The organism is Roseateles sp. GW835-FHT13E02 (genome assembly GCF_058794035.1).
In genome coordinates this window covers 98,482-111,477 of sequence record NZ_JBXAGJ010000008.1, presented here as the reverse complement: position 1 = coordinate 111,477, position 12,996 = coordinate 98,482, and the positions used below count along the sequence as shown (strand labels likewise).

At 67.0% G+C, this 12,996-nt stretch carries 10 protein-coding genes; 6 read left to right on the top strand and 4 right to left on the bottom strand.

From position 1 onward, the window contains the following. Positions 1-4: 4 nt before the first annotated feature. From gspE to AC1Q6P_RS09880, 4 genes are all read left to right on the top strand, one after another. Positions 5-1,510 carry a type II secretion system ATPase GspE gene (gene gspE, locus AC1Q6P_RS09895; RefSeq protein WP_492663812.1) on the top strand — a complete coding sequence of 502 codons (1,506 nt, stop codon included), beginning with the start codon at positions 5-7 and terminating at the stop codon, positions 1,508-1,510. A 13-nt stretch (positions 1,511-1,523) separates the two neighbouring features. Continuing rightward, positions 1,524-2,735, top strand: a complete 1,212-nt coding sequence (gene gspF / locus AC1Q6P_RS09890; protein ID WP_492663753.1) for a type II secretion system inner membrane protein GspF — start codon at positions 1,524-1,526, stop codon at positions 2,733-2,735. Between the two features lie 19 nt (positions 2,736-2,754). Continuing rightward, on the top strand, positions 2,755-3,651 hold the full coding sequence (locus AC1Q6P_RS09885; RefSeq protein WP_492663752.1) for a 5'-nucleotidase: 897 nt from the start codon (positions 2,755-2,757) through the stop codon (positions 3,649-3,651). Between the two features lie 133 nt (positions 3,652-3,784). Further along, positions 3,785-7,216, top strand: a complete 3,432-nt coding sequence (locus tag AC1Q6P_RS09880) for a S41 family peptidase (protein ID WP_492663751.1) — start codon at positions 3,785-3,787, stop codon at positions 7,214-7,216. A 102-nt stretch (positions 7,217-7,318) separates the two neighbouring features. Here the strand turns inward: AC1Q6P_RS09880 and tyrS are convergent, their stop codons facing one another. After that, complete coding sequence (gene tyrS / locus AC1Q6P_RS09875) at positions 7,319-8,572, bottom strand: tyrosine--tRNA ligase (protein ID WP_102766135.1); 1,254 nt, start codon at positions 8,570-8,572, stop codon at positions 7,319-7,321. A gap of 269 nt (positions 8,573-8,841) precedes the next feature. On the opposite strand from tyrS, the gene AC1Q6P_RS09870 reads away from it, so the two are divergent. Both AC1Q6P_RS09870 and AC1Q6P_RS09865 read left to right on the top strand, forming a co-directional pair. Then, a complete protein-coding gene (locus AC1Q6P_RS09870; protein WP_102766580.1) occupies positions 8,842-10,200 on the top strand; it encodes a M23 family metallopeptidase in 1,359 nt (452 codons plus the stop codon). Between the two features lie 52 nt (positions 10,201-10,252). Next, entirely contained in the window at positions 10,253-11,371 is a 1,119-nt protein-coding gene (locus AC1Q6P_RS09865) for an anhydro-N-acetylmuramic acid kinase (protein WP_492663750.1), read from the top strand. Positions 11,372-11,465: 94 nt separating this feature from the next. Here the strand turns inward: AC1Q6P_RS09865 and erpA are convergent, their stop codons facing one another. The 3 genes from erpA to rplM all read right to left on the bottom strand — a co-directional run bounded on the left by erpA (position 11,466) and on the right by rplM (position 12,886). Then, positions 11,466-11,840: an iron-sulfur cluster insertion protein ErpA gene (erpA, locus tag AC1Q6P_RS09860; RefSeq protein ID WP_102766133.1), complete on the bottom strand. Its 375-nt coding sequence runs from the start codon at positions 11,838-11,840 to the stop codon at positions 11,466-11,468. A gap of 215 nt (positions 11,841-12,055) precedes the next feature. Then, positions 12,056-12,448: a 30S ribosomal protein S9 gene (rpsI, locus tag AC1Q6P_RS09855; RefSeq protein WP_102766132.1), complete on the bottom strand. Its 393-nt coding sequence runs from the start codon at positions 12,446-12,448 to the stop codon at positions 12,056-12,058. A gap of 9 nt (positions 12,449-12,457) precedes the next feature. Further along, entirely contained in the window at positions 12,458-12,886 is a 429-nt protein-coding gene (gene rplM / locus AC1Q6P_RS09850) for a 50S ribosomal protein L13 (RefSeq protein ID WP_102766131.1), read from the bottom strand. Positions 12,887-12,996: the final 110 nt, after the last annotated feature.

Here is a 12,996-nt window from a genome sequence, read left to right as displayed (position 1 = left end):
CGCCATGCGCCACCCGCTGCCCTACGCCTACGCCAAGGCCAACTCGGTGCTGCTGGAGGACGACGGCGCCAGCCTCGTGCTCTGGGCCCCGGCCGAGATCAGCCTGGCCACCTTGTCCGAGGTGCAACGCCTCTACCTGATCGACCGCTTCGAGCAGGAGGCCGCGGCCAGCCTGGCCGAGCGCATCAATGCCGCCTATGCCGGCAGCGAATCGAGCGCGGCCGTGGTGATCGGCGAGGTCGAGAGCGCGGTGGACCTGAGTCGCATGATGCAGGACCTGCCCGCCGTGGAAGACCTGCTGGAAGCGGCCAATGACGCGCCCATCATCCGCATGCTCAACGCGCTGCTGACGCAGGCGGCCAAGGACGGCGCCAGCGACATCCACATCGAGCCCTACGAGCGCGCCAGCTCGGTGCGTTTCCGTGTCGACGGCACGCTGCGCGAGGTGGTGCAGCCCAACCGCGGCCTGCACGCGGCCCTGATCTCGCGCCTGAAGATCATGGCCGAGCTGGATATCGCCGAAAAGCGCCTGCCGCAGGACGGACGCATATCCCTGCGCATCGGCGGCCGCGCCATCGATGTGCGCGTCTCCACCCTGCCCAGCGCCCACGGCGAGCGCGCCGTGCTGCGCCTGCTGGACAAGACCGAATCGAAGTTCACGCTCGAAGGCTTGGGCATGAGCGGCGATGTGCTGGAGGCCTTCAAGCGCCTGGTGCAGCAGCCGCACGGCATCGTGCTGGTCACCGGGCCCACGGGTTCGGGCAAGACCACCAGCCTGTATGCCTCGCTGCAGACCGTGGACACCAGCACCACCAATGTGCTGACGGTGGAAGACCCGATCGAGTACGAGCTGGCCGGCGTCGGCCAGACCCAAGTCAATGCCAAGATCGATCTGACCTTTGCCAAGGCACTGCGCGCCATCCTGCGCCAGGACCCGGACGTGATCATGATCGGCGAAATCCGCGATTACGAGACCGCGCAGATCGCCATCCAGGCCTCGCTGACCGGCCACCTGGTGCTGGCCACCTTGCACACCAATGACGCCCCTAGCGCCGTGACTCGACTGACCGATATGGGCGTCGAACCCTTCCTGCTCAGCAGCTCGCTGCTGGGCGTGCTGGCCCAGCGCCTGGTGCGCAAGCTCTGCCCGGTGTGCAAACGGGCCGAGGTCGTGGACGGCCCCGACGCCGGGCCGCCCCAAGGCGGGGCCAGCCCCCTCGGGGGGCAGCGCAGCGGCGAAGCAGCAAGCGTGGGGGCTCATGTTCGCTGGCATCCGGTCGGTTGCGAAGCCTGCAGCCGCACCGGCTACAAGGGTCGCACCGGCGTCTACGAGCTGATGGTGGCCGACGAAGAAGTGCGCCACCTCATGCACCAGCGCGCGGCCGAAAGCGAGCTGCAGGCTGCGGCGCAAAAAGGCGGCCTGCGCTCCATGCGTGAGGACGGCCAGCGCCTGATCGATGCCGGCATCACCTCGGTCGAAGAAGTGCTGCGCGTGACGCGCGAATCCTGAGTGCCCCGCTGCCATGCCGGCCTATAAATTCGAAGCCCTGAACCCGGCGGGCCGCTCCAGCAGCGGCCTGATCGAGGCCGACAACCCGCGCGCCGCGCGCGCCCAGCTGCGTGCCCAGAACCTGGTGCCGCTGAGCCTGGAGCCGGTGCAACAGCAGGGGCAGGACGGCGGCAGCCGCTTTGCCCGCCGCGTGTTCAGCCCCACGGCCCTGGCTGTCTGGACACGTCAGCTGGCCGGCCTGGTTGGCTCGGGCCTGCCGCTGGAGCGGGCGCTGACGGCCCTGGCCGATGAGTGCGAAGACCCGCGCCAGCGCGAGCTGCTGTCCCAGCTCAAGGCCGAGGTCAATGCCGGCGCCAGCTTTGCCCGCGCCCTGGGCACGGCGCCGCGCGAGTTCGACGAGGTCTACCGCGGTGTGGTCGCGGCCGGTGAGCAGAGCGGCGCACTCGGGCCGGTGCTGGAAAAGCTGGCCGACGATCTGGAAGAACGCCAGGACCTCAAGTCCAAGCTGATCGGCGCCATGGCCTACCCGACCATCGTCTCGCTGATCGCCTTCATGATCATCATCTTCCTGGTGACCTATGTGGTGCCGCAGATCGCCGCCACCTTCACCAGTTCCAAGCGCGCCCTGCCCTGGCTGACCGTGGCCATGCTGGGCACCAGCGACTTCGTGCGCGAATGGGGCTGGCTGATGCTGCTGGCCGCCGTCGGCGGCGGCAGCGGCCTGTCCTGGGCGCTCAAGCGCCCGGCCTTCCGCCTGCGCTTCGACGCGGCCTTCCTCAAGGTGCCGCTGCTGGGCCGCCTGGCCCGCGGCTACAACGCGGCCCGTTTTGCCGGCACCCTGGCCATGCTGGCCGGCTCGGGCGTGCCCATCCTCAAGGCCTTGCAGGCGGCGGCCGAGACCCTGTCCAACCACGCCATGCGCGCCGACGCGCTCGATGCCCTGGTGCAGGTGCGCGAGGGCGCGCCGGTGGGCTCGGCCCTGGCCGGCAAGAAGCGCTTCCCCGGCATCCTGGCCATGTTCGCCCGCCTCGGTGAGCAGACGGGTCAGCTGCCGCAGATGCTGGAGCGCGCGGCCAAACAGCTCAGCGTCGAAGTGCAGCGCCGTGCCCTGGCGGCAGCCACCTTGCTGGAGCCTCTGCTGATCGTCGGCATGGGCGCGGTGGTGCTGCTGATCGTGATGGCAGTGCTGCTGCCCATCATCCAGATGAACAGCTTTGTGAAGTAAACAAGGACTAGGCGAGGACATGCCGGCCAATCTCGACGGACAGCTGGTGGTGGCGATTTCCTCGCGGGCGCTGTTCGACTTCGAGGAAGAGAACCAGTTCTTCGAGGCCGGCAACGACCGCGACTACATGGCCTTGCAGCAGACGCGCCTGGACCAGCCGGCCAAGCCCGGCGTGGCCTTCTCCCTGGTGCGCAAGCTGCTGGCTTTCAACGGCGAAGGCGCGCCCAAGGTCGAGGTGGTGGTGCTCTCGCGCAATGACCCGATCTCGGGCATGCGGGTGTTCCGCTCGGCCACGCATTACGGCCTCAACATCCAGCGCGGCGTCTTCACCCGCGGCGAGTCGCCCTGGCGCTATCTGCGCCCGCTCAAGGCCCAGCTCTTCCTCTCGGCCAATGAGGCCGATGTGCGCAGCGCCCTGCAGGCCGGCGTGGCCGCGGCGCGCGTGCTGCCGCTCTCGGCCCATGCCTCCAGCGCCCACCCGCAGGAGCTGCGCATCGCCTTCGACGGCGACGCCGTGCTGTTCTCCGACGAGGCCGAGCAGGTGTTCCAGCGCGAGGGTCTGGATGCCTTCCAGAGCCATGAGATCACCCATGCCAAGACGCCCCTGCCAGCCGGTCCCTTCAAGCCCGTGCTGCAAGCCCTGCACCGGCTGCAGCAAGAGGGTGGCGGCGGCATGAAGGTGCGCACCGCCCTGGTCACCGCACGTAGCGCACCCGCCCATGAGCGAGCCATTCGCACCCTGATGGACTGGCGCATTGAGGTGGACGAAGCCATGTTCCTGGGCGGCCTGGCCAAGGGCGAATTCCTGCGCGAATTCGAACCCGACTTCTTCTTTGACGACCAGGCCGGCCACATCGCCAGTGCCGCCGCCCATGTGCCGGCAGGCCATGTCAGCGCCGGCATCACCAACCACTGAGCGCCCCGCGAACCCGGCACGCGCTCTGCGCACAAGCCTGGGCCGCCACGGGGCTTACACGGGTCTGAAGACGCGCGGGCGGTCGAGATAATCGGCGCTCACTTTCAGCGCTCGCGATCCGAGCCTCATGCGCATGAACCCTCGCACCCCGCTTCGGCTGCACCGTCTGACCCTGGCCGCCGCCATCAGCTGCGCCGCCCTGAGTAGCCTGGCCGCCACCACCGCCGCGTCTGGCGGCAACACGCCCAACCCCGGTTTCTTCCGCCAGCCCACCCTGCAGGGTGAGAACCTGGTCTTCGTCGCCGAAGGCGACCTCTGGCGCGTCAACGCACGGGGCGGCCGCGCCGAGCGGATCACCACCCACGCCGGCCAGGAAGGCTCGCCGGTGCTGTCGCGAGACGGCCGCTGGCTGGCCTACACCGCCCAGTACGACGGCCCGGGCGATGTCTACCTGATGCCGGTGCAGGGCGGCCTGCCGCAGCGCCTGAGCTGGGAGGGCAATGCCGGCCAGCGCGTCTGGGGCTTCAGCGCCCTGGGCGAAGTGATTTACTCCGGCCCCTCGCAGACCGGCCAGCCGGTGACCCAGCTCTATGCCGTGGACCCGACCACGCAGGCGCGCCGCGCCCTGCCCGTGGCCCAGGCCAGCGACGGCGCCATCAGCAGCGACGGCCGCCAGCTTTACTTCACCCGCAACGGCCTGCGCGGCGACAACGCCCGCCAGTACCGCGGCGGCGCCCTGGCCCGGCTCTGGACCCTGGACCTGACGGGCACGGCCGAGGCCCGCCCCCTGGTCACGGAGGGCGCCAACGATCGCCTGCCCATGCCCTACCGCACGGCAGCCGGCGAACGCATCGCCTTCCTCTCGGACCGCGACGGCACGGTCAACCTCTGGTCGGTCAATGCCCAGGGCCAGGACCTGCGGCAGCACACCACGCACAAGGGCTGGGACATCCGCCACGCCTCGGTGGACGGCGGCGTGGCCGTCTATGCCCTCGGCGCCGATCTCTACCGGGTCGAACTGAACGCCAACACCACCAGCGCGACGCCCACTCCGATCGCCATCCAGCTCAGCGGCGACTTTGAACAGCAGCGCCAGCGCTGGGTCAAGAAGCCACAGGACTTTCTCACCTCGGTGGCCCTGGCACCCAATGGCGAGCGCGTGTTGCTGGCCAGCCGTGGCCGCCTGGCCACCCAGGGCCTGGGCCAGCTGCGCCGCGCCGAGCTGCCGCAGGCACCCGACAGCCGCTGCCTGAAAGGCCTGTTCAGCGCCGACAGCAAGCAGGTGCTGGCCCTGTGCGATTTCAGCGGTGAGCGCGAGGTCTGGCGCTTCGCCGCCAATGGCCTGGGCAAGCCCGAGCAGATCACCCGTGACGCGCGCGCCCAGCGCAAGGACATGGCCCTCTCACCCGATGGTCGCTACCTGGCCCACACCGACAAGGAAGGCCATCTGTACTTGAGCGACCTCAAGGGCAACAGCGGCCGTCTGATCACGCGAGACAGTCGCAACGCCAGCATCGCCAATCTGACCTGGTCACCAGACAGCCGCAGCCTGGCCTTCACCCAAGCCCTGAGCGACATCAACCGCGATCAGCTGCAACTCTTCAACCTGGCCGACAACAAGATCCACACCGTCAGCAGTGAGCGTTATGACAGCGACTCGCCGGCCTTCTCGCCGGACGGGCGCTGGCTCTACTTCGTCTCCAACCGCCAGTTCACGGCCACCGGCCGCGGCTCGCCCTGGGGCGACCGCAATATGGGCCCTTACTTCGACCGCGGCAGCAAGCTCTTCGCCCTGGCCCTGCAGCCGGGCCTGCGCTTCCCCTTCGCACCCAAGGACGAGTTGGAGCCGCCGGAGCCCAAGCCCGAACTCAAGCCCGAGTTGAAACCCGAGCAGCGTGCCGATGCCGCCAAGGTCGACGGCAAAGCCGAGCCCAGCAAGGCTGAAGTCAAGCCCGAGGCGAAACCTGAAGCCAAGCCCAAGCCGCCCATCCACTTCGCCGGCCTGCGCGAGCGCCTCTTCGAGCTGCCTCTGCCCGCCGGCAACTACAGCGGCCTGACGACCGACGGCAAGCGCCTGTGGTTCCTCGACGCCGAGATCAACGGCGGCGAGCGCAAATCGGTGCTCAAGACCGCGGCCATCGACAACCAGGGCGGCAACATCGAAACAGTGGCGAGCGATGTGCGCAGCATCGAGCTCAGCGCCGATGGCAAGAAGATGCTGGTGGTGCGCAATGGCGCGCCGGGCGCGGCGCCCGAGCTGATCCTCGGCGACGCCGGCCCCAAGCTGCCGGCCGAGCTGGCCAAGTTCCAGGTGCGCTGGAGCGACTGGCAGATCGCCACCGACCCGCGCGCCGAATGGCGCCAGATGTTCGCCGATGGCTGGCGCATGCACCGCGACTACTTCTACGACAAGGCCATGCACGGCGTCGACTGGCCCGCCATGCGCGCCAAGTACGAGCCCCTGGTCGAGCGCGTCAGTGACCGCGCCGAGCTGGCCGAGCTGATGGCGCAGATGATCGGTGAGCTGGGCGCCCTGCACAGCCAGGTCAATGCCGGTGACCAGCGCCAGGCGCCCGAAGAACCCGGCCTGGCCGGCCTGGGCGCCCAACTGGCCCGCACGGCCGAGGGCCTGCGCATCGAGCGCATCTACCGCGCCGACCCCGAGCTGCCCAGCGAGCTGGGCCCCTTGGCCCGCACCGAGCTGGGCCTGAAGGACGGCGACCTGATCACCCACATCAACGGCCGCAAGGCCAATGAAGTGGCACATGAGGTGGAGCTGCTGCGCGGCCAGGCCGGCAAGCAGGTGCTGCTGCAGATCAAACCGGCCCATGGCGGGCCCGAACTGCAACGCATCGTCACGCCGGTGACGCGCCAGCGCGAGCAACAGCTGCGTTATGCCGATTGGCGTTTTGGCCGCGCGCAGGCGGTGGAGAAGGCCTCCAACGGCCGCATCGGCTATGTGCATCTGCGTGCCATGGGACCGGCCGACATCGCCGATTTCGCTCGCGAGTTCTACACCCATGTGGACCGCGAAGGCTTGATCATCGACGTGCGCTTCAACGGTGGCGGCAGCATCGACAGCTGGATCCTGGAGAAGCTGCTGCGCCGCGCCTGGGCCTACTGGCAGCCCCGCTCGCCGGGCGGCGCGCCGGTGCGCTCCAACATGCAGCAGACCTTCCGCGGCCAAGTGGTGGTGCTGCAAAACGAGCACACCTACTCCGACGGCGAAACCTTTGCCGAGGGCTTCAAGCGCTTGGGCCTGGGCCCGCTGATCGGCACCACCACCTCGGGTGCGGGCGTGTGGCTGTCGGACCAGAACCGCTTGATGGACAACGGCATCATGCGCGCGGCCGAAACCGGACAGATCGCGCCCGATGGCCGCTTCCTGGTGGAAGGCATCGGCGTCAAGCCGGACCTGGAGGTCGACAACCTGCCTCGCGCCAGCTTCATGGGTGCTGATGCCCAGCTTGATGCCGCGATTGCCACGCTCAACAAAGCCATGGCCGAGAAGCCGCGCGCCGAACCCAAGCCCGGCGCCTATCCGCGGCCCGTGAGTCTGAAGTAAGAGCTGACGCAGCGGGCAGGCTTGCCGCGCCGCTGAAAGACCAAGGGGAGGTCCGGTGATACACCGGGCCTCCCCTTGTTGCCTGCGGCTGAGTCTAAAAACTCAGGCGAGACTGACGCGCGCGAACTTGCGTTTGCCCACTTGCACGACCACGGTGCCGGCCTCCAGCTTCAAGCCCTTGTCGCTGACGACCGTGCCGTCGATGCGCACGCCGCCTTGCTCGATCATGCGCATGCCTTCGCTGTTCGAAGCCACCAGGCCGGCGGACTTCAGCACATGGGCCAGGCCCAGCGGCGCGCCGCTGAGGCTGACCTCGGGGATCTCGTCCGGGATGCCGCCCTTGGCGCGGTTGTTGAAATCGGCCTCGGCCGCTTCGGCCGCCGCGGCGCTGTGGAAGCGCGCCGTCAGCTCCTTGGCCAGCAGCACTTTCGCTTCCTTGGGGTTGCGGCCGGCGCTGACCTCGCCCTGCAGGGCGGCGATCTCGGCCAGGCTCTTGAAGCTCAAGAGCTTGAACCATTTCCACATCTGCTCATCGCTGATGGACAGGATCTTGGCGAACATGGAGTTGGCCGGCTCGCTAATGCCCACATAGTTGTTCTTGGACTTGGACATCTTCTCGACGCCGTCCAGTCCTTCCAGCAGCGGCATGGTCAGGATGCACTGCGGCTCCTGGCCGTACTCCTGCTGCAGATGGCGGCCCATCAGCAGATTGAACTTCTGATCGGTGCCGCCCAGCTCCAGATCGCTCTTCAAAGCCACCGAGTCGTAACCCTGCATCAGCGGGTAGAGGAACTCGTGCACCGAGATCGGGGTCTGCGCGGCGAAGCGCTTGGTGAAATCGTCACGCTCCATCATGCGGGCCACGGTGTACTTGGCCGCCAGCTGGATCATGCCGCGCGCGCCCAGCGGGTCGCTCCACTCGGAGTTGTAGCGGATCTCGGTCTTGCTCTCATCCAGCACCAACTTGGCCTGGGCGTAGTAGGTCTCGGCATTGGCCTTGATCTGCTCGGCCGTCAGCGGCGGGCGGGTGGCGTTGCGGCCGGACGGGTCGCCGATCATGGAAGTGAAGTCGCCGATCAGAAAGATCACCTGGTGGCCCAGGTCCTGCAACTGGCGCATTTTGTTCAGCACCACGGTGTGGCCGATGTGGATGTCGGGCGCCGTCGGATCCAGGCCCAGCTTGATGCGCAGCGGCACGCCGGTGGCCTCGGAACGGGCCAGTTTTTGCACCCAGTCGGATTCGGGCAGCAGCTCATCGCAGCCACGCTGGGAGATCGCCAAGGCCTCACGCACGCGATCTGTGATGGGGAACTGCGTTTTTGCGGCAGGCGTGGCGTTTGTTCGCGGATCGGACATGGGAGCGAGTGGGGCCTGGGTAAAGCCCTGATTTATCGGGTTTTCGTGGCGTTGACGCGGGGATGGGCTCGTTATACTCGCGCCTGGTTTTGTGACGGCTCACCCTTGAGGAGGGGGCGGCACAGCGGCGGATTCTAGTGGACAGGCCTGCGGGCGCACTGTGATCCTTCTCGAACGGCACCGGCAGCGTTTGTGCAAGCGGCCCCGGTGACCTCTACAAGAAGACCCTGGGAAGCGACAGCGTGAAATTCCGGTTGAACGACGTGAAGATGGCTCTGGCGCGAGCCGAAGCCTTTGCCGCGCGCCACCCGCGTGCGCTGACCGGCGGTGTGGTCACTCTGCTGAGCGGCTTTGCCATCACCGCCTTCGGTATCGCGCCGCTGGCGCCCAATGCCGCCGACCTGCCCCAGCGCACGCTGACCGAACAGATCCAGATCGACGACCTGGATGCGCAGCTCAGCGCCCTGGCCAGCCACTCGATCGCGCTCAGCCGCAATGAGCTGACCCGCAGCAGCGACACGGTCGAAAGCCTGTTCAAGCGCCTGGGCGCCTTCGACCCTGAAGCTGCCCAGTTCCTGCGCAAAGATCCCCTGGCCAAGCGCCTGCTGCAAGGCCGCGCTGGCAAGATGGTGCAGCTGACGGCCGATGCCTCGGGCACGGTCCAAACTCTGGTGGCCCGCTTTCCGGCCGACTCCAGCGATCAGCAAAGCACCCATTTCAGCCGCCTGAGCATCAGCCGCGGCGCCGATGGCCAGTTCAGCGCCAAGCTGGAGACCGCGCCGCTGCAAGCGCAGATTCGCCTCGGCAGCGGCACCATCCAGAGCTCGCTGTTCGCCGCCACCGACGAAGCCCGCATCCCCGACGCCATCGCCACCCAGATGGCCGATATGTTCTCGGGCGAGATCGACTTCCACCGCGAACTGCGCAAGGGCGACCGCTTCTCCATCGTCTACGAGAGCCTGACCGCCGACGGCGAGCCCATCAACTGGAACGGCGCCGCCGGCCGTGTCATCGCCGGCGAGTTCGTCAACAACGGCCGCAGCCACACGGCCGTGTGGTTCAAGGACAGCGCCACCGGCAAGGGCAATTTCTACGCCTTTGACGGCCAGAGCAAGCGCCGCGCCTTCCTGGCCAGCCCGATGGAGTTCTCGCGCGTGACCTCGGGCTTCGCGATGCGCTTCCACCCGATCCATCAAACCTGGCGCCGTCATCTGGGCGTGGACTACGGCGCGCCCACAGGCACGCCGGTTCGCACGGTGGGTGATGGTCAGGTCGAGTTTGCTGGCTGGCAGAACGGTTTTGGCAACGTCGTTCACATCCGCCACAGCGGCGACCGCACCACGGTCTATGCCCACCTGAGCCGCATCGACGTCAAGAAGGGTCAGCGCGTCGAACAAGGCCAGCGCGTGGGCGCCGTGGGCGCCACCGGCTGGGCCACCGGCCCGCATCTGCATTTCGAGTTCCGCGTCAAGGGCTCGCACCAGGATCCGCGCATCATTGCCCGGGCCTCGGAAGCGGTCACCCTGCCCAACTACGCGCGCAACCAGTTCCAGCAAACCGTGGCCAGCGTGAAAACGCAACTGAGCGTCGCGCAGAGCATGGAATCGGGCGTGCTCGGCGCCGACTGAGCTCGCAGCTCGCCTGCGCAGTTCGGCGCGGGCACCTCACGCCGCACACTCCATGAGCGACCTCTTCATCGGCCTGATGTCCGGCACCTCGCTGGACGGGGTCGATGCGGTGTTGGCCCGCTTTCCCGAGACCGGCGGCGCCATGCAAACCCTGAGCCACGCCCACCAGCCTTTTTCCAAAGCCTTGCGCGAGGAGCTGCTGAGCCTGAACCAAAGCGGGCCCGACGAGCTCCACCGCGCCGCCCTGGCCGCCAATACGCTGGCGCGCAGCTATGCGGATCTGGTGGCCCAGCTCCTGGAGCGATGCGCACTGCGCCCTCAGGACATCCGGGCACTTGGCGCCCATGGCCAAACCGTGCGCCATCGCCCGGGAGAATTTGACGGCATCGGCTACACCAGCCAGCTGCTCAACGGCGCCCTGCTGGCCGAGCAAAGCGGCATCTCCGTGGTTTGCGACCTGCGCAGCCGCGATGTGGCCGCCGGCGGCCAGGGCGCGCCCCTGGTGCCCGCCTTCCACCGCGCGGTTTTCGGGCGCCCGGGCGAAAGCCTTGCGGTGCTCAATATCGGCGGCATCAGCAATATCAGCCTCTTGCTTGCGGACGGCCGCACCCTCGGTTTTGACTGCGGCCCCGGCAACTGCTTGATGGACGCCTGGATCGCCGAGCACCAAGGTCAGGACTACGACGCCGATGGCGCCTGGGCCGCCCAGGGTCAGATCGTGCCCGAGCTCCTGCTCGCCCTGCTGGCCGAGCCCTTCTTCGCCAAGCCACCACCACGCAGCACCGGGCGCGATCTGTTCCATCGCGCCTGGCTGCAACAACACCTGGATCGCTTGACCACCACGCCACGGGCCGAGGACGTGCAAGCGACCTTGCTGGAGCTGAGCACACGAGCCGTCGCTGACAGTCTTCGGAGCGAGGAGCAGGTCTTGAGCCGCTTGCTGGTCTGCGGCGGCGGGGCACTCAACCGCCAGCTGATGCAGCGCTTGCAGGCCTTGTTGCCCGGCACCCAGGTGGCGCGCAGCGACGACGCGGGCTTACCGGTGATGCAGGTCGAGGCCGCCGCCTTTGCCTGGCTGGCCATGCGCTTTGTGCGCGGCCTGCCCGGCAATCTGCCCGCCGTCACCGGTGCGGCCGGGACGCGGATTCTCGGCGCCCTGCATCCGGCCTGAGCCCGGCCTGATCCCGGCTCAAACCCAGGTAAGCGCCCATGAAAAAGCCGCCTCGAGGGCGGCTTTTGTCTTGCGCCATGGGCGCGTACGTCGATCAGACCGAGAAGCTGGAACCGCAGCCGCAGGTGGTGGTCGCGTTCGGGTTCTTGATCACGAACTGCGCGCCTTGCAGGTCTTCCTTGTAGTCGATCTCGGCACCAACCAGGTATTGCAGGCTCATGGCGTCGATCAAGAGCGTCACGCCGTTCTTGTTCATCTGGGTGTCGTCTTCATTGACGGCTTCATCGAAGGTGAAACCGTACTGGAAGCCCGAGCAGCCACCGCCTTGCACAAATACGCGCAGCTTTAGATCGGGGTTGCCTTCCTCGGCCACCAGATCGCGCACCTTTTCGGCCGCGCTGTCGGTGAAGACCAGCGGCACGGGCATCTCGTCGGCACCGGTGGCGGGATTTTCAAGCACTGCGCTCATGTGTATTCCTGATGTTGGCGTTATGCGCCGCATTGTCCACGCAAAAGCCTGCGGGACCGCGGTCGCGGCAGCAAGACCCCATGCCAGGTGCTGGCAATCGCGCCAGGGCGCAACACAGGGGTCTTCTCTATCTCTTCCAGAAACAAACAAGGCCGCTGAAAAGCGGCCTTGTTGTGTGATGAGCCCGCTCGAAAGCCAGCCCATCCGAGAGTCGATCAGCGCTTGCTGAACTGCTTCCGGCGACGAGCGCCGTGCAGACCGACCTTCTTACGCTCGACTTCACGCGCATCACGCGTGACGAAGCCGGCGCGGCTCAGTTCGGGCTTCAGGGTCGCGTCGTAGTCGATCAGAGCGCGGGTGATGCCGTGGCGCACAGCACCGGCTTGACCCGACTCACCACCACCGTGAACGTTGACCTTGATGTCAAAGGTTTCGCCATGGTTGGTCAGCAGCAGGGGCTGCTTGGCAATCATGATCGAGGTTTGACGGCCGAAGTAGTTCTCGACAGGCTTGCCGTTGACGACGATTTGGCCCGTGCCCTTCTTGATGAAGACACGTGCGACCGACGACTTGCGGCGGCCGGTACCATAGTTCCAGTTTCCGATCATCACCGCTCCTTAGATTTCGAGAGCCTTGGGCTGCTGAGCGGCGTGCGGGTGGGTGTCACCGGCATAGACCTTCAGCTTCTTCACCATGGCGTAGCCCAGAGGACCCTTGGGCAGCATGCCCTTGACAGCCTTTTCCAGGGCGCGGCCCGGGTGCTTGGCTTGCATGTCCTTGAACTTGGTGGCGTAGATACCGCCCGGGAAACCCGAGTGACGGTAGTACACCTTGTCATTGGCCTTGTTGCCAGTGACGCGCAGCTTGTCTGCGTTGATGATGACGATGAAATCGCCGGTGTCCACGTGAGGCGTGTAAATGGCCTTGTGCTTGCCGCGCAAACGGAGTGCCACTTCGCTGGCAACACGTCCGAGCACCTTGTCGGTGGCGTCAATCACAAACCACTCGTGCGTCACTTCTGCCGGCTTGGCGCTGAAGGTCTTCATGAGTTTCTTTCGAATGCCCGGCAGAACATCTGCCCGGCGGTCGGATGGCTGATTCATACCCACACGCGCTACATTCGGTGCCGCTTATCGGGATGCTGCCGACCTGAAGT